Source organism: Candidatus Chryseobacterium colombiense (assembly GCA_029203185.1).
Taxonomy (GTDB): Bacteria; Bacteroidota; Bacteroidia; order Flavobacteriales; family Weeksellaceae; genus Chryseobacterium; species Chryseobacterium colombiense.
In genome coordinates, this window is sequence record CP119310.1 from 3,050,563 (window position 1) to 3,072,812 (window position 22,250).

Annotated in this window: 26 protein-coding genes; 14 read left to right on the forward strand and 12 right to left on the reverse strand. The window is 34.9% G+C overall.

Annotation, left to right across the window (positions count from 1 at the left end):
- Positions 1–17: 17 nt before the first annotated feature.
- The 3 genes from P0Y62_13755 (at position 18) to mutS (ending at position 4,064) form a co-directional block, all read left to right on the forward strand.
- Positions 18–887 carry a cupin-like domain-containing protein gene (locus P0Y62_13755; protein WEK68907.1) on the forward strand — a complete coding sequence of 290 codons (870 nt, stop codon included), beginning with the start codon at positions 18–20 and terminating at the stop codon, positions 885–887.
- 5 nt (positions 888–892) lie between these two features.
- The gene (locus tag P0Y62_13760) at positions 893–1,408 is read left to right on the forward strand and encodes a hypothetical protein (GenBank protein WEK68908.1); all 516 of its coding nucleotides are present in this window, start codon (positions 893–895) and stop codon (positions 1,406–1,408) included.
- Positions 1,409–1,475: 67 nt separating this feature from the next.
- Entirely contained in the window at positions 1,476–4,064 is a 2,589-nt protein-coding gene (mutS, locus tag P0Y62_13765; GenBank protein WEK68909.1) for a DNA mismatch repair protein MutS, read from the forward strand.
- A gap of 13 nt (positions 4,065–4,077) precedes the next feature.
- On the opposite strand, the gene P0Y62_13770 is transcribed toward mutS, so the two are convergent.
- Both P0Y62_13770 and P0Y62_13775 read right to left on the reverse strand, forming a co-directional pair.
- On the reverse strand, positions 4,078–4,524 hold the full coding sequence (locus P0Y62_13770; protein ID WEK68910.1) for an energy transducer TonB: 447 nt from the start codon (positions 4,522–4,524) through the stop codon (positions 4,078–4,080).
- 12 nt (positions 4,525–4,536) lie between these two features.
- Positions 4,537–5,001: a hypothetical protein gene (locus P0Y62_13775; protein WEK68911.1), complete on the reverse strand. Its 465-nt coding sequence runs from the start codon at positions 4,999–5,001 to the stop codon at positions 4,537–4,539.
- Positions 5,002–5,140: 139 nt separating this feature from the next.
- On the opposite strand from P0Y62_13775, the gene P0Y62_13780 reads away from it, so the two are divergent.
- The 3 genes from P0Y62_13780 (at position 5,141) to P0Y62_13790 (ending at position 6,760) form a co-directional block, all read left to right on the forward strand.
- A complete protein-coding gene (locus P0Y62_13780; GenBank protein WEK68912.1) occupies positions 5,141–5,641 on the forward strand; it encodes a TlpA disulfide reductase family protein in 501 nt (166 codons plus the stop codon).
- Between the two features lie 6 nt (positions 5,642–5,647).
- Positions 5,648–6,304: a redoxin domain-containing protein gene (locus P0Y62_13785; protein ID WEK68913.1), complete on the forward strand. Its 657-nt coding sequence runs from the start codon at positions 5,648–5,650 to the stop codon at positions 6,302–6,304.
- Positions 6,305–6,376: 72 nt separating this feature from the next.
- Positions 6,377–6,760 carry a DUF2809 domain-containing protein gene (locus P0Y62_13790; GenBank protein ID WEK71811.1) on the forward strand — a complete coding sequence of 128 codons (384 nt, stop codon included), beginning with the start codon at positions 6,377–6,379 and terminating at the stop codon, positions 6,758–6,760.
- Positions 6,761–6,895: 135 nt separating this feature from the next.
- Here P0Y62_13790 and P0Y62_13795 read toward each other — a convergent pair whose 3' ends face one another.
- From P0Y62_13795 to P0Y62_13805, 3 genes are all read right to left on the reverse strand, one after another.
- Positions 6,896–7,813: a YARHG domain-containing protein gene (locus P0Y62_13795; protein ID WEK68914.1), complete on the reverse strand. Its 918-nt coding sequence runs from the start codon at positions 7,811–7,813 to the stop codon at positions 6,896–6,898.
- Positions 7,814–7,894: 81 nt separating this feature from the next.
- Positions 7,895–8,533 (reverse strand): DUF2306 domain-containing protein, encoded by a 639-nt coding sequence (locus P0Y62_13800; protein ID WEK68915.1) that lies wholly within the window; start codon positions 8,531–8,533, stop codon positions 7,895–7,897.
- 116 nt (positions 8,534–8,649) lie between these two features.
- On the reverse strand, positions 8,650–9,852 hold the full coding sequence (locus tag P0Y62_13805) for an NAD(P)/FAD-dependent oxidoreductase (protein ID WEK68916.1): 1,203 nt from the start codon (positions 9,850–9,852) through the stop codon (positions 8,650–8,652).
- A 114-nt stretch (positions 9,853–9,966) separates the two neighbouring features.
- On the opposite strand from P0Y62_13805, the gene P0Y62_13810 reads away from it, so the two are divergent.
- The 3 genes from P0Y62_13810 (at position 9,967) to P0Y62_13820 (ending at position 12,156) form a co-directional block, all read left to right on the forward strand.
- Positions 9,967–10,458 (forward strand): acyl-CoA thioesterase, encoded by a 492-nt coding sequence (locus P0Y62_13810; GenBank protein ID WEK68917.1) that lies wholly within the window; start codon positions 9,967–9,969, stop codon positions 10,456–10,458.
- Positions 10,459–10,527: 69 nt separating this feature from the next.
- Complete coding sequence (gene thiL, locus P0Y62_13815) at positions 10,528–11,592, forward strand: thiamine-phosphate kinase (protein ID WEK68918.1); 1,065 nt, start codon at positions 10,528–10,530, stop codon at positions 11,590–11,592.
- Positions 11,593–11,898: 306 nt separating this feature from the next.
- Positions 11,899–12,156: a hypothetical protein gene (locus P0Y62_13820; GenBank protein WEK68919.1), complete on the forward strand. Its 258-nt coding sequence runs from the start codon at positions 11,899–11,901 to the stop codon at positions 12,154–12,156.
- A gap of 48 nt (positions 12,157–12,204) precedes the next feature.
- On the opposite strand, the gene pepT is transcribed toward P0Y62_13820, so the two are convergent.
- The 3 genes from pepT to P0Y62_13835 all read right to left on the reverse strand — a co-directional run bounded on the left by pepT (position 12,205) and on the right by P0Y62_13835 (position 14,927).
- Positions 12,205–13,452, reverse strand: coding sequence for a peptidase T (gene pepT, locus P0Y62_13825; protein WEK71812.1), 1,248 nt, complete (start codon positions 13,450–13,452; stop codon positions 12,205–12,207).
- Between the two features lie 207 nt (positions 13,453–13,659).
- The gene (locus P0Y62_13830) at positions 13,660–14,280 is read right to left on the reverse strand and encodes a TMEM175 family protein (GenBank protein ID WEK68920.1); all 621 of its coding nucleotides are present in this window, start codon (positions 14,278–14,280) and stop codon (positions 13,660–13,662) included.
- Between the two features lie 11 nt (positions 14,281–14,291).
- Positions 14,292–14,927, reverse strand: a complete 636-nt coding sequence (locus P0Y62_13835) for a hypothetical protein (GenBank protein WEK68921.1) — start codon at positions 14,925–14,927, stop codon at positions 14,292–14,294.
- 565 nt (positions 14,928–15,492) lie between these two features.
- Between P0Y62_13835 and P0Y62_13840 the strand changes: the two genes are divergently transcribed.
- The gene (locus P0Y62_13840; protein WEK68922.1) at positions 15,493–16,341 is read left to right on the forward strand and encodes a hydroxymethylglutaryl-CoA lyase; all 849 of its coding nucleotides are present in this window, start codon (positions 15,493–15,495) and stop codon (positions 16,339–16,341) included.
- A gap of 147 nt (positions 16,342–16,488) precedes the next feature.
- Positions 16,489–17,325: a sulfurtransferase gene (locus P0Y62_13845; protein WEK68923.1), complete on the forward strand. Its 837-nt coding sequence runs from the start codon at positions 16,489–16,491 to the stop codon at positions 17,323–17,325.
- A gap of 158 nt (positions 17,326–17,483) precedes the next feature.
- On the opposite strand, the gene P0Y62_13850 is transcribed toward P0Y62_13845, so the two are convergent.
- The 4 genes from P0Y62_13850 to P0Y62_13865 form a co-directional block, all read right to left on the reverse strand.
- On the reverse strand, positions 17,484–17,810 hold the full coding sequence (locus P0Y62_13850; GenBank protein WEK68924.1) for an SUF system Fe-S cluster assembly protein: 327 nt from the start codon (positions 17,808–17,810) through the stop codon (positions 17,484–17,486).
- A gap of 3 nt (positions 17,811–17,813) precedes the next feature.
- Complete coding sequence (locus P0Y62_13855; protein WEK68925.1) at positions 17,814–18,518, reverse strand: 3'-5' exonuclease; 705 nt, start codon at positions 18,516–18,518, stop codon at positions 17,814–17,816.
- A 64-nt stretch (positions 18,519–18,582) separates the two neighbouring features.
- On the reverse strand, positions 18,583–18,930 hold the full coding sequence (locus P0Y62_13860; GenBank protein WEK68926.1) for a tRNA-binding protein: 348 nt from the start codon (positions 18,928–18,930) through the stop codon (positions 18,583–18,585).
- Positions 18,927–19,433: a hypothetical protein gene (locus P0Y62_13865; protein WEK68927.1), complete on the reverse strand. Its 507-nt coding sequence runs from the start codon at positions 19,431–19,433 to the stop codon at positions 18,927–18,929. Before P0Y62_13865 ends, P0Y62_13860 begins: the two co-directional genes overlap by 4 nt.
- Positions 19,434–19,634: 201 nt before the next feature.
- Between P0Y62_13865 and P0Y62_13870 the strand changes: the two genes are divergently transcribed.
- The 3 genes from P0Y62_13870 (at position 19,635) to P0Y62_13880 (ending at position 22,223) form a co-directional block, all read left to right on the forward strand.
- Positions 19,635–20,210, forward strand: coding sequence for a DUF4840 domain-containing protein (locus tag P0Y62_13870; GenBank protein ID WEK68928.1), 576 nt, complete (start codon positions 19,635–19,637; stop codon positions 20,208–20,210).
- 101 nt (positions 20,211–20,311) lie between these two features.
- Positions 20,312–20,878, forward strand: coding sequence for a sigma-70 family RNA polymerase sigma factor (locus tag P0Y62_13875; protein WEK68929.1), 567 nt, complete (start codon positions 20,312–20,314; stop codon positions 20,876–20,878).
- Positions 20,871–22,223, forward strand: coding sequence for an outer membrane beta-barrel protein (locus tag P0Y62_13880; GenBank protein ID WEK68930.1), 1,353 nt, complete (start codon positions 20,871–20,873; stop codon positions 22,221–22,223). Before P0Y62_13875 ends, P0Y62_13880 begins: the two co-directional genes overlap by 8 nt.
- Positions 22,224–22,250: the final 27 nt, after the last annotated feature.

Consider the following 22,250-nt stretch of genomic DNA (forward strand, 5'->3'; position numbering starts at 1 on the left):
TAAAAATACCACACCAAATGATTCTCGAAAGTGTAGATGTTGTTACAGATATTAGTAAAGAAGATTTTCAGAAAAATTATTTCAAAAAGCACAAACCGCTTCTGATTAAAAATTTTGCGAGCCGATGGGATGCTTTTGATAAATGGAATTTTGATTTTATCCGCGAGAAAGCTGGTGAACAGGAAGTTCCTTTATATGATAATAAGCCTGCAGATGCTGCCAAAAGTTCAGATGCGCCTGTTACACATATGAAAATGAAGGATTATATTGATACCATAAAAAATAAACCTTCGGATCTCAGAATTTTCTTTTATATCATTACAGACCGGCTTCCGGAATTATTGAAAAACTTTACGTATCCGGACCTGGGAATGAAGTTCTTTAAAAGGCTTCCAACCTTGTTTTTCGGTGGAAGTGAGGCGCATGTTTTAATGCATTACGATGTAGATCTGGGAGACTTTCTACATATTCATTTTGAAGGCAGGAAGAGAATTTTATTATTTGATCAGAAACAGTCTGCCTTTTTATATAAAGTTCCGCTATCCGTACACACCATCTACGATGTTGATTATGAAAATCCTGATTATGAAAAATTTCCCGCTTTGAAGCATGCAAAAGGTTTTGAAATTTTCATGGAACATGGAGACGCACTTTTTATTCCGGGAGCTTTCTGGCATTTCAACAGATATCTGGAACCCGGGTTCTCAATGTCGCTTCGCGCCCTTCCGAATAAACCGAATGTTTTTGCCAATATGCTGTACCATGTTTTCATTATGAGATACACCGATAAGTTGATGCGAAAGCTTTTTAAAGCGAAATGGGTGAAGTACAAACAGAAATGGGCTTATGAAAAAAGTTCAAAAGCTTTAAAACAACAAATTAAATAATTAAAATGCAATTTATTAGAATATTTTTAATTGGAATGTTCCTAAGTTTTTCAAATGCTCTATTTTCTCAAAAAATCAAAATATTATCCAAAAAACAAATTTTGAAAGTCTTCAAAAGTACTGTGGTACAAAATACGAAAGGTAATATTTCTACAGATTCTAACCCATGGTTTACAGATAATTCAGAGGATAAATATTTTAAGGATAAGATAATAGAATTTAAAAATGCTCGGAGCTTTCAAAGAGATTACTGCAAAATTATTAATTGGAATTTTTATAAAAAAGATGCATTTGTTATTGGAGATGCGGATTACTGTAACGAACCACCGATGCAAAAAGTTACTAAACCAGAAAACTTTATAAGTTTAAAACTAATCCAAAATAATTCTGGAGTTGTTTTATTACTTTTTAATGAAGATAAATTAATTGATCAGTTTTTAATTATTTCCCTTGAAAAAATAAAATCTGTGTATGATGAAAATGAATCAGATTTAATAATGAAATTAAAAAGACTAAATTAATTCAGGGCTTTCCTTCTACTATTTTATTTCTTACTTTTACCATCCTAATTTTTTAAGACAGATTTTAATGGCAAAGGCAGCGAAGAAAGAAACTCCGTTAATGACGCAGTACAATACCATCAAGGCGAAATATCCTGATGCACTTTTACTATTCAGAGTGGGAGATTTTTACGAAACTTTCGGGCAGGATGCGGTGAGAACGTCTCAGATTTTAGGAATTGTTTTAACGAAAAGAGCCAACGGAGAAGGTCATATCGAACTGGCCGGATTTCCGCATCACTCGGTAGATTCTTACTTGCCAAAATTGGTGAGAGCCGGAATGAGAGTGGCAATCTGCGATCAGCTGGAAGATCCCAAAATGGTCAAAGGAATTGTAAAAAGAGGGGTGACAGAATTGGTGACTCCCGGAGTTACGTTCAATGATCAGGTTCTCAATTCAAAAAAGAATAATTTCCTGCTTTCTCTTCATAAAGAAAAGGAAAGATTCGGGATTGCTTTGGTGGATATTTCTACAGGAGAGTTTTTGGTGAGTGAAGGGAATTTGGAAAAGCTGCTTCATATTGTCAATACGTTTGATCCGAGCGAAATTATTTACCAGAGAAGTGTTCAGATTCCGGAGCAGATTAAAAATAAAAATGCCTTCAAGCTTGAAGATTGGGCCTATCAATATAATTTTGCCTACGAAAAACTTACCAATCATTTTAAGACCAATTCGTTAAAAGGTTTTGGGGTTGAAAATCAGCCGTTGGCGATTACAGCTGCAGGGGCCATTTTTGCCTATCTCGTTGAAGATACCCATCATAATTTACTGGCGCATATCACCAAAATTCAGGTAATTCCTCAGGAAGATTACCTGATGATGGATAATTTTACCCTGAGAAACCTTGAAATTGTTTATCCAAGCAACGCACAGGGAAAATCTTTGCTGGATATTATTGATAAAACCTCCACTCCGATGGGTGGGAGATTACTGAGGCGAAGAATTATTTTACCTTTAAAATCAGTCGGTGAAATCAACAGAAGACTTGCTTTAATTGATTTCCTGAACGAAAATGATCAACTTAAATACGACATTTCCCAACTTTTAAAATCGATTTCCGATTTAGACCGATTAATGGGAAAACTGGCGGCAGAAAAAATTTCACCCAAAGAATTGGGATATCTTCGCCAAAGCCTGATTAATATTCATAAAATTAAAGAATTGCTTCATCCGCATGCTGATGTTCTGGCCTGGCTGGAACCTTTGTATGATCAGGATGAACTGATAAAATGTCTTCAAAATCATCTGAATGAAGAATTACCTGTGAATTTGTCGAAAGGAAATGTTATTAAAGAAGGAATTTCAGAGGAATTGGACAGATTGAGAGGCCTTCAGTCTAAAGGACGAGGTTTCCTGGATGAAATGTGTCAGAGAGAAATCGAAAGAACAGGAATTTCAAGCCTTAAAATTGATTTTAATAATGTTTTCGGATACTATATTGAAGTCCGAAATACTCATAAAGATAAAGTTCCGGGAGATTGGCTGAGAAAACAGACGTTGGTAAACGCTGAACGTTACATCACAGAGGAATTAAAAGAATACGAAAATCAGATTCTTGGTGCCGAAGAGAAAATCGGAGTGCTAGAAAATGAGCTGTACAGGAATGTTTGTGCCGAAACGATGATTTATATCGATCAGATTCAGGAGAATTCAAATATCATCGCCCAGCTGGATGTTGCCGTTGGACTATCGGAACTAGCTGTTTCTGAAAGCTATACAAAGCCTGTTTTAACGGAAACTTTTGCGATCGATTTAAAAGAAGCAAGACACCCGATTATTGAAAACGCGCTTCCTTTAGGTGAAAAATACATTCCGAACGATATTTTCTTAGATAAAGATTCTCAGCAGATTATCATGGTGACCGGACCGAACATGGCCGGTAAATCGGCAATCCTTCGTCAGACAGCTATTGTTTGCCTGCTGGCTCAGATCGGAAGCTTTGTTCCGGCAAAACATGCGGAAATCGGGGTTTTAGATAAAATTTTTACGAGGGTAGGAGCGACGGATAATATTTCAGCCGGAGAATCAACTTTCATGGTGGAAATGAATGAAGCGGCTAATATTTTAAATAATATTTCCGATCGAAGCTTAATTTTATTAGACGAGATCGGTCGTGGAACTTCTACGTATGACGGGGTTTCTATCGCTTGGGCCATTGCAGAATACCTGCATCAGCATCCTACGCAGGCAAAGACATTATTTGCAACGCATTATCATGAATTGAATGAAATGACGGTGAACTTTGAAAGGGTGAAAAATTTCCACGTTTCGATTCAGGAGAATAAAGGAAATATTATTTTCTTAAGAAAGCTGATTCCGGGCGGAAGTGAACATAGCTTTGGTATTCACGTGGCGAAACTGGCGGGAATGCCTGCAAAAGTGGTCAACAGAGCCAATGAAATCCTGAAAACCCTTGAAGCAAGCCGTACTCAGGGAAACTCCTCGGAAAGTATTAAAAGAGTTACTGAAGAAAATATGCAGTTGTCTTTCTTCCAGTTAGATGATCCTGTTCTGGAAAATATCAGGGAAGAACTCACGAAGATTGATATCAATACATTGACCCCAATAGAAGCTTTAATGAAGCTGAATTCAATAAAAAAAATGATCGGAGGGTAATTCTCCAATCATTTTAATCTCCAGCTTTTTTATCAAATTTTACCGACAAAGGAATTTTGAATCTGTAGCGAACTTTTTGTCCGTTTATTTCAGCAGGAGACCATTTTTGTTTAATTTTCGAAATAGCTCTTTCAGCTTCTTTATTAAAACTGTCATTACTTCCGATAGCTTTTATCTCTGTCATGGAGCCCTCTCGGTCAATAATAAAAGTCAGGTCACAGCTTATTTGTTCTGCATTATGGGTAATAACATTCTTCATTTTGAAGTTCTTGCTTATCATATTTTGTAATGTTATTGAACCTAACGGGAAGAAAGCAGGCTTTTCGTCATCCATTCTTACTTTGCCATTTTTTTCTTTTAAAACTAATTCGTTCAGCTCTGCGGTTCCTTTTACAGGTTCTTGCCCAAAAGAAAAGAAGCCCAAAAAAATGCAGGTTCCCAATATTATTTTTCTCATCATTAGATTAAAACTTTAATACTTCTGCAAAGAAAGTGGGAAACTGTACAGATAACGAACCGGTTTGTCTGCTATTAAAGCGGGTTTCCAGCGAACGAGCATTTTCTTCAGAGCTGCTTCCGCTGCTTTGGCGTGATCTTTATTATTGCTTATAGCAGCGATATTATTGATGTAGCCGTTTTTTTCAACAATAAAGTAAACACGGGTATCTATTTTTTTGCCCTTTGCATAAATTACCTCCATGTTTTCAGCAAATTTTCTGCGGAAAAGTGCCATTCCACCGGGAAATTCAGGTTCTTTATCGGCAGTCATTACTGCGCCTGTAAGATTAATTCTTTTTTTCAGCTCTTCATAATGAGGAAGTGATTCCACATTGACAATGGTTGCGGGCGCCGGAGTTGTTTTTGTTTCTGGGGTTTCCTGTGCAAAAACAAGAGAAACCATGCACAAAGTGATCAGCAATAATATCCTTTTTTTCATACAATAATTTTTCACAAAAATAATTATCCTTCTCAATATAGTGATTCTTTTTAAAGAAAATTAAAAGATCCTCAAAGTTCTTAACAAAATTTAACAGGAAATCTCTGTAAACGGAATTTTGATTTTCTTACTTTTGAATATGAAGAAAATTTTGAGTTTAATGATCTTTGTTTTTGGCTCGTCTTTTTATCACGGACAGGAACAAGTCGTGATCAATACGATTCCGATGATCCAGTATGAGCTTCTGGAAAAAAAGATTAAAGAAGAAAAAGATATTTTTTTGGTATTGAATTTTTGGTCAACGACCTGTGCTCCATGCGTAAAAGAGCTTCCGCATTTTATGGAAGTCAATAATAAGTTTAAAGATAATCCTAAATTTAAGATGCTTCTTGTGTCTTTAGACCGCGCAAAAGATAAAGACCGGGTGATAGAATTTATCAAAAAGAAAAACATTACCGCTGAGGTAATTTTACTGGATGATATTAAAAGAATGAACACCTGGATTCCCCTGTTTGAAAAGAATTGGGACGGAAATATTCCGGTGACGATCTTTTATAAAAATGGAGAAAAAGTACATTTCAATGACGGAGAAATGAGGAAAGAAGACCTGGAAAATACAATTGCTAAACATTTAAATTAAAATAGGATGAAGAATTTTAAAATCTTAATACTGGCTTTTGTTGTCGGGATAGGACTGCTAAGTTTTACCACGACAAATCATGGTAAACATGAACCTCAAAAAGAAAATAAATCTTCTGTAAAAGGATACGAAGTAGGAGATGAGGCAACAGATTTTAAGCTGAAAAATGTTGATGGGAAAATGGTTTCTCTGAGTGATTTTAAATCAGCAAAAGGATTTATTGTTATTTTCACCTGCAATCACTGTCCGTATGCGAAAAAATATGAGGACAGGATCATTGCTTTAGATAAGAAATATAAATCTCAAGGATATCCGGTGATCGCGATCAATCCTAATGATCCTTCTGTACAGCCTGAAGACGGATATGCACAGATGATCGAAAGAGCAAAGCAAAAAGGATTTACTTTTCCGTATTTATTGGATGAAGGGCAAAAGATTTTTCCGCAATATGGAGCTACAAAAACGCCTCATGTTTTCCTTCTTCAAAAACAGAATGGTAAAAATATCGTGAAATATATCGGTGCCATTGACAACAATTATGAAAATCCCAATGATGTTTCAGAATATTATGTTCAGGATGCGGTAAATGCCTTGCTTAAAAATGAGCCGATAAAAATGACAAAAACCGTTGCCATAGGATGTACGGTGAAAGTAAAGAAATAATATATTTGTGACTTGAAATCATAGATCGGCATTCCTGTTGGATGCCGATTTTTTATACTTAAGATTTAAATGATGAAATTGAAATTAAGATTCAACCTGAAATATTTCCTGTTAACTATTATTATTTTTTTCGTAGAGGTACTGATAGCGACCTGGTTAAAAGATATCTTTTTTGTAAGAGCCTACCTTGGAGACGTAATTGTTGTCATGCTTCTGTATACATTCATCAAAAGCTTTTTAACCATTACCAATAATGAAAAGCAGATTATCGGAATTCTTATTTTTTCCTGTTGTGTTGAATTTGCCCAATATTTTAATGTAGCAGAAAAATTAGGTTTCCAACCCGGGAGCTTCATGTATATTGTTATCGGAAATTCGTTTTCGTGGATTGATATTGTGTGCTATGCTGTTGGGTGTTTATTGATTTATGCTTTTGTTAAATTAAAGGAAAAATAGATTGAATTCAGAATTGGTGAGATCCTTCGGCTTCGCTCAGGATGACACCAAAAATAATACGTTTCATTTTTAGGAGTAGTAGAAATGTCTGTCATCCTGAGCAAAGCCGAAGGGGCTTAAAATTATAGGCAGAAGTTATCTTCCGAAGCTGTCATACTTATCCTCAGCATATTTGATAAAGCGGTTCAATAATGCTACATTTTCCTTTTCCATAGGAGAAAGATCCTGATCTACATTGTTTGAAACCGGAATATACCAGTCGGTCTGTTCAAAGAAGTTTCTGTAGGTCTGCTTTTTAAAAGCATATCCATGTCTTGCAAAAACGGAATTTTTGATGATTTCCATATCCAGTTTTCTAAGGTTTTTGAGATCTTTTTCCGTTAATTTTTGCTTGGATGCATTGATTTTGAAAACGGCATCGGAAGCAATTCTATTCTTTGAGGCAGTATAAGTTTCTGTTCTCCCTGTTTCTTCATCGGTGTATTTTTCAACGAAATTTTTAGGGTTTTCCCAGTCAATCAAATCGTTGTCCTCATTCAGCATAAAGTTGGGATTATAAACAAACTCTTTTTTAATCAGTTTTAGCGTTTTTAAAGGCGATTTCACTGCTGATTTATTGAAAGCGTTCCATTTTCCCGTAAGACTGTCGTTATTTAGTTTAACCTCAAATCTTCCATCCGTTTTATTATTTCCGGGTTCATCCAGAATAAATGACTTGGTAGTTTCATTAAAAACTCCGCGGAAAGGACGTTGGTTTCCGCTGACGATACTTTGCCCGTAAACACTGTCTTTTGTGATTCTATTGATTTTTAAAGAGATTTTCTTGTAGACATCGCCTTCATACTCTTCTCCTGTTTCCGGCATGATCATCTCTTTTCCGGCAAAATCACCCATATAAATTCCGTAATACTCTTTATGTACTTCAGGAATAGCTGCTGAATCTTTCTTTGCAGTAAGGCTGTCTTTTGATGAATTCGTTGTTTTTGCTTCTTTTTTACAGCTTACCAAACTTAGCGTAAACAAGGAAATTAAAGTTAATTTTAAAATTTTCATATGTGATTTTTTATTGATTTTTAGTGGTCATATGCAATCGCAGAATAAAATGTTGGCCTTACAATAAAAGATAAAGCGATTTTATATGTATTTTTTTGTGATTAAATATTCAATTAAGATAATGTTGGGAATCCATCCCATCCAGGCAATGATTTGGTAAACATCCATTGGATTCGGATGAAATAAATATGTAATAATTACTTTCCACATTCTCAGGGTGATTGCAGAAACGGTTAACGCAAAACTGCGCCACATCCATTGTTTATGCGCTTTAAAGTTTTTTTGTCGGGCTAATTGATAAGCTTTAAAAGTAGAAATCCACCATAGGCAGCCCAAAATGATGAATGAAATTTTAGAATAGATTCCTCCATTCGCGAAAATTCCCATATAAATTCCTGAAGGTGCCGCAAAAAGTAAAATCAGAAAAATATAAATTTTTCCGACGTTTTTATGGAAATTTTTAAAGCCAAAATCTTTTCGGAGAATGGCTAAAAATCCGCTTAACAGCACAAAAATACTTGTGTAAACATGCGTATAGAAAAAATATAAGTATTCTGGTCTTTCAATGACTTCTGTTTGTTTGATCATCAAAAAACTTACCTCCTTTCTAAGAGGAATATATTCTAATGTAATTTTAAGCATCAGCCAAAAGAAATATCCAAATCCTAAGATCAAAAGGATTTTAAAAATGTTCGGAATACTTTTTTTGACTGAAAGCATTTTGTAATTTGTGTTTTTCTAAATTATTTATTTGGTCCTTCTGACAAAGGAAGAATCTAAAGTTTTATAGAGATTCTTCATTTCACTTTGTTTCATTCAGAATGACAGTACTAAATTTATTTTAAATTTAAGTCCTGTGCAATCAGCCACGCTTCACTCCAGCAAGCCTGAAAATTAAATCCACCGGTTACAGCATCAATATTCAGTACTTCTCCTGCAACGTAAAAGTTAGGCAAAATTTTTGAAGACATATTTTTAAAGTTAATTTCCTTTAAATCAACACCTCCTGCGGTTACAAATTCATCTTTGAAAGTCGATTTCCCGGTTACATTGAATTTCTTTTTACATAAATTTTCAATGATTTTCTGCATTTCCTTTCCTGAAATTTGGGCAACCTGTTTATTCAGATCAACATTGGAAACTTCAAGAATTCTCTGCCAAAACCTGTTGGTGACTTCAAAAATTTTAGACTGCCCAATCGTTTTCTTTGGATTTGACTGTTTAAATTGTTGGAAAAGTTCTTCAGCATTATCGATATCTTTAGAAATAAAATTGACTTCAATCTCGAAATTATACTTCACTTTCGCCAAATTAATCGCTTCCCAGGCTGAAATTTTCAAAATTGCCGGCCCCGACAGTCCCCAATGTGTAATCAATAAAGGACCATTCTCCTGTGTTTTTAATTTAGGAATAGAGGTTTCAGCCATTTCAAAACTTGTTCCGGCTAAATCTTTCAATAAAGAATCTTTAATATTAAAAGTAAAAAGCGACGGAACCAGATCGAGAATTTTATGGCCTAAATTTTCTATCATTTTCAGCGACTTGGGTGAGCTGCCTGTTGTATAGATTACAAAATCGGTTTCGAAATCTCCTAAACTGGTTTTAACGATGTATTTTTCATCCTGTTTTTCAATTTCTTTAACGGAGCATTTTGTTTTAACTTCAACATTTTTTTTCTGAGTTTCATTCAGGAAAGTATTGATAATAGTCTGCGAAGAATTGCTTTCCGGGAAGATTCTGTTGTCATTTTCTATTTTCAACGAAACTTTTCGTTGATCGAACCATTCCATGGTATCGCCCGGCTGAAATTTGGTGAAAACACTTAGTAATTCTTTATTTCCGCGAGGGTAGAACTGAACAAGTTCTCTTGGATCAAAACAGGCATGGGTTACATTGCATCTTCCTCCTCCTGAAACTTTTACTTTCTGAAGGACATCTGAGTTTTGTTCGAGAATGGTAATTTTATATTGGGTTTCGTCAAGATTCGCTGCACAGAAAAATCCTGCTGCACCGCCTCCGATAATGATAATTCGTTTCATAGTTTTATTAATCTTATGCTCAAGATTATTTTTACAAAACTACAATTTTTATAAACCATCTTATTTGAGTAATTTTGAAGAATATAATTTAATGATTCTAAAACTGATTTTTAAATGATTTTTTACCATAAATTCGAAGTGCGTTGGAGTGATCTTGATGCCAACAAACATTTAGCCAACTCATCTTATGTTCAATATTGCGCTCAGGCAAGAATGGCCTTTATGACCAAAGAAAAAATGGGCGTAACGCAAATGAGCAGATGGGGAATCGGACCTGTCATTTTGCATGAAAGATATTCTTTTTTCAAGGAGATTTATGCTGACCAAACCGTGATTGTAAGTGTTGAAATTGATGGGTGTTCAGAGGATTCATCTATTTACAGATTCCTTCACAAATTTTATACTCCCGATGGACAACATTGTGCTACTGCGGAAGCAACAGGAGTCTGGATCGACATGATGCTTAGAAAAATGACAACACCGCCGGATGATGTGGTAGAAGCGATGAATAAATATAAATCTGCGGAAACTGTCGTTCTGACGAGAGAGGATTTCAAAAAACTGCCTTTCCATCCGAATAATATTGATCCGGCAGAATTAGTTTAAAGTTTAGTGTTTTGAGTTCAATAATAGATATTACTCATTACGAATTACTCATTACTTATAATTAAAAATATGTTTGAAGATAAATCACCGGAATTAACACCGATTTCCAAATTGGGAGAATTCGGATTAATAAAACACTTGACAGAGCATTTTCCTTTATCCAATGCATCTTCGGAACTTGGAGTAGGAGATGATGCTGCAGTTATCAATCCTGAAAATAAAAAAATTGTTGTTACAACAGATGTTCTGGCAGAAGGGGTACACTTTAATTTAGGCTATGTCCCGTTAAAGCATTTGGGATATAAAGCTGTTGTTGTGAATCTTAGTGATATTGCAGCGATGAATGCGACGCCGACTCAGATCTTGGTTTCCCTGGCTGTTTCTAATCGTTTTCCGGTAGAAGCTTTAGAAGAACTGTATGCCGGAATTCAAGCGGCTTGCGGAAGATATAAAGTGGATTTGATAGGAGGCGATACCACAAGCTCGAATGCCGGTCTTGTGATGAGCATCACGGCCATCGGGTTGGAAAATGAAGAAAATATTGTAAAGAGAAGCGGTGCAAAACCAAATGATCTTCTTGTGGTAACAGGAGATTTGGGAGGAGCTTATATGGGACTTCAGATCCTGGAAAGAGAACATGCTGTTTTCTTAGCCGATCCTAATATGCAGCCTGAAATGGAAGGCTACGATTATATTCTGGAGAGACAGCTAAAACCTGAGGCAAGAACTGATGTAAAAGCAATTTTGGAGCAATTGGATATCAAACCTACGTCTATGATTGATGTTTCAGATGGTTTAGCTTCGGAAATTCTGCATCTTTCAGATCAGTCGAAAGTAGGTTTTAGATTGTATGAAGAGAAAGTTCCAATGGATAATCTTACGATTGCTACGGCAGATGATTTTAATTTGAATCCTGTAATGGCCGCTTTGAGTGGAGGTGAAGATTATGAATTGCTATTTACCATTTCTCCAAACGATTTTGATAAGATTAAAAATCATCCGGACTTCACCATTATTGGTCATGCTGTAGAGAAAGAAGACGGTAATTTTATGGTGGCGAGAGGTTCTAATCAGTTGGTTGCTTTAACGGCGCAAGGTTGGGATGCTTTTCTGGGAAATCAACAAAATGATTAAATTTTATTTAATTTTAAATATTGTGAACCACTGCTTTTGTAGTGGTTTTTGTTTAAAAATAAACATTGTATGAAATTGTATAACTATTTGGCGTTTTCGATCTATCAAATTTTTAATAAAACGATAAAAAGAGATGATCATTTTACATTACTTATTAAAACATCATTTGTTTTAACTTTAATAATGTTGTTAACATTTTATTCTATCCTGTTTTATTTAGATTTAAAAGGATATCATCATAATTTAATACCTAAATTGTATTTGTTTCTTATTATGCTTATAATCTGGCTGCCAAATTATTTCTATTTGAAGAAAGAAAAATTTTTGAACAGTGATTTTTTGTTTAGTTACAAAAATGTACTTTCTTTTTTAGTAATAATTTTTGGTTTGGGGGGTATTTTTATATCTGTGGCAAATAAGAACCGAGAAAGAATTTTTAAAGAAAGGGGATATTCACAGGAGGTAATTGACAATGGTGGAGAAGAACCTTTTGATCCTGCCAAAAAACCAAAATCTCTTGAAGGAGACCTAAGACTTTGGTATTATAATAATTTTGAAAAATAAAACCCACTATAATCATCATAGTGGGTTTCAATATTTTTATAATAAACTTTATGCTTTCGCAATATTCAAAATAACTTCCATTGCTTTTTCCATACTTTCCAAAGCAACATATTCGTAAGGTCCGTGGAAATTGATTCCTCCTGCAAAAATATTCGGACAAGGCAATCCCATATAAGACAATTGCGCTCCGTCTGTTCCTCCTCGGATCGCTTTAATTTTAGGCTCTATTCCAGCTTCCTTCATCGCTGCTGCTGCCAAATCGATGATGTGCATTTTTCCTTCAAATTGCTGCTTCATGTTTCTGTACTGTTCTTTAATCTCAACTTCGGCAGTTCCTTCGCCGTGCTTTTGATTGAATTCAGCTACTTTTTCTTCCATGAATTTCTTTCTTGCTTCAAATTTATCGGCATCGTGGTCACGGATGATATATTGTAATTTAGCTTCAGAAATATCTGCATTTAAGTCCATTAAGTGGTAGAATCCATCAAAACCTTTTGTTGTAGCCGGCGTTTCGTTAGCCGGAAGCAGTTGAACAAATTCAGAAGCCAATAAAGCGGCATTAATCATTTTTCCATATGCATAACCTGGATGAACGCTCAATCCGTGGATTTTCACTACCGCACCTGCAGCATTGAAGTTTTCATATTCCAGTTCTCCCACTTCTCCACCATCCATGGTATAAGCGAATTCGGCTCCGAACTTAGCAACATCAAATTTATGAGCCCCTCTTCCGATTTCTTCATCAGGAGTAAATCCAACGGCTATTCTTCCGTGCTTGATTTCCGGATGAGCTATTAAATATTCAGCAGCTGTAACGATTTCTGCACAACCTGCTTTGTCATCGGCACCCAAAAGTGTTGTTCCGTCAGTAGTGATCAATGTTTGACCGATATATTTTTTTAAACTTTCAAATTTTGAAGGAGATAGCTTGAAACCTGTTTCCTGATTTAAAAGCAGGTCATTGCCATCATAATTTTCCCAAACCTGAGGTTTTACATTTTCACCGCTGAAATCCGGTGAAGTATCATAATGCGAAATAAATCCAATGGTAGGTTTGTTATCATTGTCGAGATTTGAAGGAACATATCCCATGATATAACCGTTGTCATCAATCGAAACCTCTTCAAGACCGATCGTTTTAAGCTCTTCAGTAATGTATTTTGCGATATCCCACTGTCTTTCCGTAGAAGGGGTTGTTTCGCTTTCTGCGTCACTTGTTGAGTATATTTTTACGTAATTAAGAAAACGGTTCAGTAACTTTTCTTTCCACAATTGATTGAATTCCATAATACTTATCAGATATTGTAATTAAAAATAGTGCAAATTATACCTTTGATGAAATCAGATATCAATAAGGTCAACTTACACACGCCAAAAATAATTAAAAGTTTTTGAACAGGATTGTTATTCCAAACAAAATTTGCTGACTATATCCATCATTGGGTTAATACAGCATTAAATTATTCATAAAATTAGCTTTAATGATGATGAAATTAAATCTGCTTATTTTTTATTTCCAAAAAATGCAAATGCATAATTGAGCTGTACAGCAATAATGAAAGCAATGCTTAAATAAGGATTGATAAAGCATAATAAAGCTCCTGTAAAATAAAGAGCCTGTGCGTAAATAATCCTTTTCCTGATGGGAGTATATACATCGTTTACTGTCTCTTCATTAATGAAGTTATGTTTATAAGAATAATGCCAATTGATATAAAGCATTAATCCCATTAAAAAGATGTTGAACCAATACAGAATAATTGAAAATTTAAAATTGATATGATCTCCTAAAAACGCCGTCGAAAAAGGAAGGGTAGAAACAAATAATAAAAACAATAGATTGATCCAGTTTAAATTACGGTCACTTCCCTTAATATGTCTGAATTGTGCAGATTGCCCCGTCCAGAATATTCCGGCGGTCATGAAGCTTAGAAAATACACTAAAAACTTAGGCATCAAAGCAAAAAAGGAATGAGAAAGTTCCATTTCGGTAATATTTCCTTCAAATTCCGGCACTTTTATTTCCAGGACTAAAAGGGTCATGGCAACTCCGAAAACAGCATCGCTAATTGCGTCAAGTCGTCCTGCACTTTGCCCAGCAAGTTTGTTGTATGATAGTTTCATAAAGGTAAATATTAAAAATTAAGTCGTACGAAAGGACCAATATTGAATTCATGCTCCAGGTGTTCTCCACGACCGTGTTGTTCCAGTTCAGCTCCGATACCAAAACCTACTTTTTCCTTGCATTGTAAACCTAATTTCAGCTGTTGTGTACTAAATGCATGACCGTGTTTATAATTGATGGCTGTTCTTAATTCTGTACGAAAAACGAGCCTCCAGTTTTCACTGATTTCGGGCAAATATCCCAGAATAAGCATGATTTGTGCATCAGGATCTTTAGTTACAGCACTTGAAATATTGGCATAAACCAAAAAAATTTCGTTTTCCTTTAAATACCCAAGTCCAAGTCTTGCACTGAAAGGGTAAGCCGATGAAGCGTAAGTTCCGGCTGTAATTCCGAAATTTTTTATAATGTTATAAGAGAGAATATTATAATTAATAAATTGTGGGTGTTCTGTCTCATATTCAGGAAGATGCATTTCGCTTCGTGAAATAATACTCCATTTGTTGGCTTTATCAATAGGTTCTAAAAAGAAAAATTCAGAAGTGAGACCTTTATGCCCAGCTAAAACATCTACGTACACTTGAGACTGTGCATATGTAAAAATGTTCAGTAAAATGAACAGAAGAATCGATATTTTTTTTTTCATATTTACTAGGTGTTTTTTTATTCATTAAAGATGATAAAAGGTGATAACGTAATCCCAAAAAAATGATTAGTTGTTAGCATGAATTCGAAATTTATTATCCATGACAGTTTTATTTTGTGTTTTGATTGTCAGGGTTTTGTGTTTATTTTGAATGTGGTTTTATTCTAAAAAATAATTACATTAATTTTATAAATAGAGTAAGCGTTATTTAAAAGAAAAAATCAACACGTTAAATTCACAATATGAATTTAACGTGTTGATTTTCTGTAGTTTTTTTTGTAAAACGATTTTAAGGTTTAATTTCTTTACGAAAATTGTTATTGAAATTTAATTATATCAACTACAAGTTGATTTTTATATTTTATGTTTAACATGAAAGTTAAGGTTAGTTTTTTTAGTAAAAAGGTAAAATCTTTGCTTGGGATAATGTATTTGAAATTATATATCAGTTATTAAAATTTTAAATTATTTATAAGTGTTTGGCAATCAAAATAATGCTAAATTTGGAGGTTTGTTAGATGAAATTATTTAGTTTTATTATATTTGAGAAAACCTAAACGTAAAAATGTTTCTTACTGAATGTCCGCGCGATGCAATGCAGGGTTGGGGAGAATTTATCCCTACCGACAAAAAAATAGATTATATCAACTCTTTAATGGATGTTGGGTTTGATGTATTGGACTGTCTGAGTTTTGTATCTCCAAAAGCAATTCCTCAAATGGCTGACTCTGATGAGGTTGCTGAAAATATAGATAAATCCCGATCCAATACGAAAGTTTCTGCGATTGTGGCCAATTACAGAGGTGCCGAAAAAGCATTGAAGCACCAATCGGTAGATATTATCGGTTTCCCGTTTTCTATTTCTGAAACTTTCCAGCATAGAAATACCAATAAAAATCAGGAAGAAGCCTTTAACGAAATCATCAGAATGCTGGAGCTTGTGAAAAGTGAAAACAGACAGCTGAACATTTATTTTTCGATGGCTTTTGGAAATCCCTACGGAGAGATGTGGAAATGGGAAGATGTAGACTTCTGGGCACAGCGATTTTCAGAAATCGGGGTAAAGGATATTTTACTTTCTGATACCACGGGAGTCGCAACTCCGGAAACCATAGCGCTTTTATTTGAAAAAATACCATCTAAATATCCTGAAATTAACTTTGGAGGGCATTTTCATAACCGATATGAAGATTCTTATTCAAAATTAAAAGCGGCATACGATAAAGGCTGTACAAGTTTTGACAGTGCCATCAAAGGAATCGGAGGCTGCCCGATGGCGAAAGACGATTTGGTGGGAAATATGCCGACTGAGCAGGTAATTAACTTTATGAGTGTAGAGAAAGTAAATCACAAGTTGAATTTATTGAACTTCGAAAGTTCTTATAATAAAGCGAAAGATATTTTTCATTTTTAAAATGTCAAATATTCATGAGTACGAATGTCATCCTGAGCGAAGCGAAGGATCTCAAATAAAGTATAATGTAGAAGCGGGCTAAAGCCCGCTTCTACATTAACAAAACCCATCGGCTGCAGTAAACAATTTAAACCAAAAATCATCAAAATGAAACCCATAATCACTCCTTCAGAATTAAGAAATCTTCCAACCGAAAATCTCATCCTACTGGATTCAAGAGTCGGAAAAGATGTCTATCAAAACTATTTGAACAAACACATTAAAGGGGCAAGGTTCATTGATTTGGATAAAGATTTAGCAGACATTGGAAAAAATGCTGCTTTTGGCGGAAGGCATCCTCTTCCGACTGTTGAAAAATTTGCAGAAATACTTTCCAAACTTGGAGTTTCTGAAGGTGCTCATCTTGTCGTTTATGATGATAAAAATGGCTCAAATGCCGCTGCAAGAGCTTGGTGGATGCTGAAATCTTTTGGGTTTGACAATGTTCAGGTTCTGGATGGTGGATTCCAAAATGCTGAAAAAGAAGGTTTGGAATTTTCTTCGGGGGAAGAAACTTTTGAAAAGGCTGAATTCATTAAAAAAGATAATTGGCTTCTTCCAATTTCTGTATTGGAAACCGTTGAAAATGAATTGAAAAACCATTCCTCGACGGTAATCGATGTAAGAGATGCATACCGTTATCATGGAGAATCGGAACCGATCGACTTAGTTGCAGGTCATATTCCGGGAGCAATCAATATTCCTTTTTCTGAAAACCTGGATGAAAATGGAAATTTCCTGAAACCTGAAATATTAAAAGATAAATATTTAAAACTGTTGGAAGGAAAACCTGAAAACCTGATCATTCACTGCGGTTCCGGAGTGACTGCATGTCATACCATTTTAGCGTTGGATTATGCAGGTTTTAAAATACCAAATTTATATGTAGGTTCGTGGAGTGAGTGGAGCAGAAGAGAAGGGAAAGAAATCGCAAAAGAAATTTAACACTGTCTGTATCATTCTGACAAAGGAAGAATCTAGCATATTATAATAGATTCTTCATTGCGCTTTAGCTTTATTCAGAATGACAGGAGATGTTCAGTTCAAAAAAGATAAAATAAAAGGCTGTCAAAATTGGCAGCCTGTTTTATTTTAATCCGAATTTAAAGCATTCCCAGCTCAAATTTCGCTTCCTCACTCATCATATCCTTGTTCCAGCTTGGCTCGAAAGTAAGCTCTAAATCGACACTTTTTACGTTTTCTACTTCTGCTACTTTATCTTTTACTTCCTGAGGAAGTGTTTCTGCAACAGGACAGTTCGGAGTCGTAAGTGTCATTATAATTTTCACATCGGCATCATCAGAAATCTGTACGTCATAAACGAGCCCCAATTCGTAGATGTCTACAGGAATTTCGGGATCATATACTGTTTTTAGGACGTTGATAATTTCTTCACCGATGTCAGCAATCTGATCGTCTGTAAATTTCATTTTTTAATCTAAATTGGTATACCTTTTCAACAAATCTTCCTGACGCATACGCCGGAAAATATTCGCCAAAGTTAAGACATCTTTTTCACAATAGTCAACTATTCTTTGCAAGTCTTTCTCTATGTAGTAGATTGATGAAACCATTGAGCCGTCGATATCGTCTTTAGGTGTGGGAATTCCGAAAAGATGCGCTAATAATTCCAGTGAAATAAAGCTTTTATAATCTCCGAACTTCCAGAGTTCCATGGTGTCAATATGAGGGATTTCCCATGGTTTTTTTCCGTACATCTGAAATGGAGTAGGAGGCTGCATTCCATTGATTAAATATCTTCTCGCAATCCAGGGAAAATCAAATTCTTTACCATTATGGGCACACAGAATGACGTCTCTTAATCTCGTGCTATTGAATATTTCGCCAAATTCCAACAATATTTTCTTTTCGTCATCGCCGGCAAAACTTTTTATTTTTAAAGTGTCATTTTTTTCGAGCATTCCGATGCTAATGCAGATGATTTTTCCAAATTCTGCCATAATTCCTGCTCTTTCGGAATAGAATTCTTCTGCTGAAATTTCATCTTTTCTCTGAAATCTTGTCTTTTTATCCCAAAGTATTTGTTCGTTTTCGGGTATGTCTTCCCAGGCGCCGAATCCCGGAACGGTTTCAATATCAATAAATAAGATTCTTTCTAAGGGTATGGTTTTTATCATTTGTTTTATTTTATTATTGGCATTCTTTGTTTTGAAATGATAAAGTTTGCTTTTTAATAAGGGTTTAGCCAACCTGCATCCCGTTTGTTGCCGGTAATGATGGTGTTAAAAGAGTTACATCTTTAAAATCTTCACCATAGACGCCCAAAACGAGGCATTCACTGAAAAAATTGGCAATCTGTTTCTTTGGAAAGTTAACAACCGCTAAAATCTGTTTTCCGATCAGATCTTCTTTTTTATATAATGTAGTAATCTGTGCTGAGGATTTTTTTATTCCTAATGCTCCAAAATCGATCTCCAGCTGATAGGAAGGGTTTCTGGCCTTTTCAAAATCATTTGCTGAAATAATGGTTCCGCATCTTATATCTATTTTTTCAAAATCTGTCCAGGAAATTTCGGGTTTTATGATCATGATAATACACTGATTAATTGTTCTATTTCTGTTTTTTGTATGGCATATTTTTGTTGCAAAACGGAGCCCTCTTCCATTCTTTTGTAATATTCGAATGCTTTGTCGGCGAAAATTTTCTTATGAAAATCTGACGCATCCGGGATTTTTGGAAAATTTTTATGGAAAAGCATCTCATAATATGCCTGAAATTCTCTTTCATTTTTGTCCTCAACAGTATGTATAGAAGATTTTTGTCTTACATGAAGCATTTCGTGGGCAACCACGTTGAGAATAAGATTCAGATCAAAGTCAAATAAATTAGGAGGAATCATGACTTTCTGCGGTTCTCCCAATTCTCCTTCTGTAGTAAGAAGAACTAGGTTTGGAATAGCCTCACGTAATCCAAATCCGGCAAAGTTTTCATGTTCCAGATCAAAAGAATAGAGCAAATATTTTGCAGCGTCAATTACCTGGTCGTTTTCTTTATAGGCTTTCAAATGTAATTTGATCTGTTCGAAATCCATTTCAAAAAATATGTTTTAACAAATGTATTAAAATAATGAAACTTAGAAATTAAGAAGATGTAAAATAAAGTGTTTGAAAATCAGTGTTTTGTGTTTTATGAAGTAAATTTTCACCAATTTCCATGCAAGATTTCCTAAAAACAGGATTTATATAATTGAGTACTCCAATGAATAATGTGTAATGCTAAAAAATTAAAAAGAATGAAGAAATTAACAGTACTTAAATCTCTAATGATAGCGATTATTGCGTTTCTAGGATTTTCCTTAACGTCTTGTAATGATGATAAATATGAACCGATTCCTCTGAAATTGAGTGATGTAAATGGGAGTTACAGAGCAAGACTGGTGACCTCGCAGGGAGGAAAGTTCAATGAAAAAATTATTGACTTTACAGCGAAAGATACCCTTATTACCTTCAAAGATTTTCCCGTGAAGGAAATCGTAAAGTCGGTTGTGAAAGATCCCGCAAAAGCTGATGCGGCGATCGCAAGTTTAGGAAAAATTGAATATAAACTAAATTATAGCTCAAAGTTAAATGCAGATCAGAATGTGGTGGAATTAACATTTGAGCCCAAAAGTTTGACTTTGCAGATTCCTGTAGATGGAACCATTAAAAATACGTTAGTGAAACTGATAACAAAGCAAAAAGGTTTTTTTGTAGGATATGACTGGTCGATGAGATTTGGTTTAGAAGCGGAAAAAATAAGTGTTGATGGAGTTGATCTCACTCCTTATGAAGTTATAAAATATGAAATTCCGATTAGTATTAAGAATTAGAAGAATGAATAATTTGTGAAATAGGCAAGCCTCAAATTGAGGTTGCCTATTTTTGCCTACTGAAAATCAATAAGTAAACTGAGAAGCTATTGAATTAGTAAATGGAAGAAAATAAGGAGCAGATTTTAGTGTCCCGCCTTTTGCAAAAAGAAGAAGCGGCCTGGAAAGAACTTTTCGGAGTGTATTCGGGTGGTCTTTCCTATGTCTGTTCCCGGTATATTATTGATAAGGAAGATGTTCATGACGTACTTCAGAATAGTTTTATACAAATGTTCCGTGCGATTGATTCTTTTGAATACAGAGGAAATGGCTCTTTGAAAGCCTGGATTACCAGAATTGTAGTTACGGAATCTTTAAAGCATTTAAAAAGAAACCCCGATTTAAAAACGGTTTCAGAAGATTTTGAAATTGCAGATGAGCAAAATGATGAAGATCCCAATCTGGAAGAAATTTCGCAAGATATGATCATGACGATGATTCGGTCTCTTCCGGATGGTTACAGAACGGTTTTTAACCTTTTTGTTTTTGAGAAGAAAAGCCATAAAGAAATTGCAGAAATGTTGGGAATAGCAGAAAATTCTTCCGCCTCGCAGTTTCATAGAGCAAAAACAATGCTTGCCCAGAAAATAAAAGAATATACAATGTCTAAAACAGCGCACTATGAGTAATAACGAATGGCTAAATGATTTGCGCAGAAAAATGGAGGATCATACAGAAGATGTTCCTGATGGATTGTGGGATGATATAAGAAACGAATTGTTTGTGGAAGATAAGACGGAGAATATTATTCCTGTTATAATGAGTGATGATCTGAAAGCGAAGGATAAAGCCGGTTCAGCAATACATCATACCCCTCTACTTTATCGTATCTATGGTGCTGCCGCGGTTGTTGTCTTGTTCTTTATTGTGGGCAGGCTACTTTTTTTAAACGATAAAAGGGAAGCCACAAATGTTGTTCAGGTGAAAGGAAATTCTTCGAAGATGATCTCTTCTGTTAAGCAATCTGAGGGAAAGACTTTGGAAAAGACAAAAAATACGGGTAATTTGAAGCATAATTTAGTATTAAGAAACTGGAATAAGAGTTCAAATAAAATAGAAAAATCACAAGCAGGGAAAATTATTGAAAGCACAATACACAATTGGGATGACAATAAAAATCAATATGTAAAAACCGTTTCTCCGGAACAGAATAAAAATACTGAAATAAAGTCGGTAACTGAAGATACTGAAATGTATGAGCTTCTTACAAAAGAAGAGAGAGAAAAAAAGCAAACTTTAAAAGAGGCTGAAAAAGCAAAACTTGCAAAGAATAAAAACAAAAGATCCTGGACGATAGGATTACTTGCAGGAAACGCCTCTTCCAGTTCAACGGAGCAATTTCCAGGATATGCAACATTAAACGGAGCTACACTGAGCTTACCGGAAATGTGGACCTCAGGATATGAAGAAAATCCTTTAATGGCAATTTTACTGGCGAATCAGGATAAAAAGGTGGATGCAAAAATTAAGCATAAAACCCCGGTTACTTTTGGAGCTTCTGTTTCTAAACGAATAGGTAAAAAATGGTCACTGGGTACAGGGGTGAATTATACAAAGCTTTCATCGGAGCTTACTTCCGGAAGCGGATCAAATTTTATAAGCAGTGAACAAAGTATTCATTATGTGGGAGTTCCGGTGCAGGTAAATTATAGTGTAATCCAAAAGGGAGCATTTACAGGATATCTTACAGGAGGGGGATTGATCGAAAAAGCAGTTTCGGGAGATCTCAAAACTAAATATATCGTTGATGGAACTGTGAAAGAAATAACCAAAGAAGAAATTGATGAAAAGCCTGTTCAAATATCGGTAAATGCAGCGGCCGGACTGCAATTGAAAGTCATAAAAAATATTGGAATTTATGCTGAACCGGGAGTGAGTTACCATTTTAAGGATAACAGCTCATTACAAACCATTTATAAAGAAAAGCCTCTGAATTTCAACGTAAAGTTCGGAATCAGACTGATCATAGACTAAATAATATCTCATATCAATCATTAAACG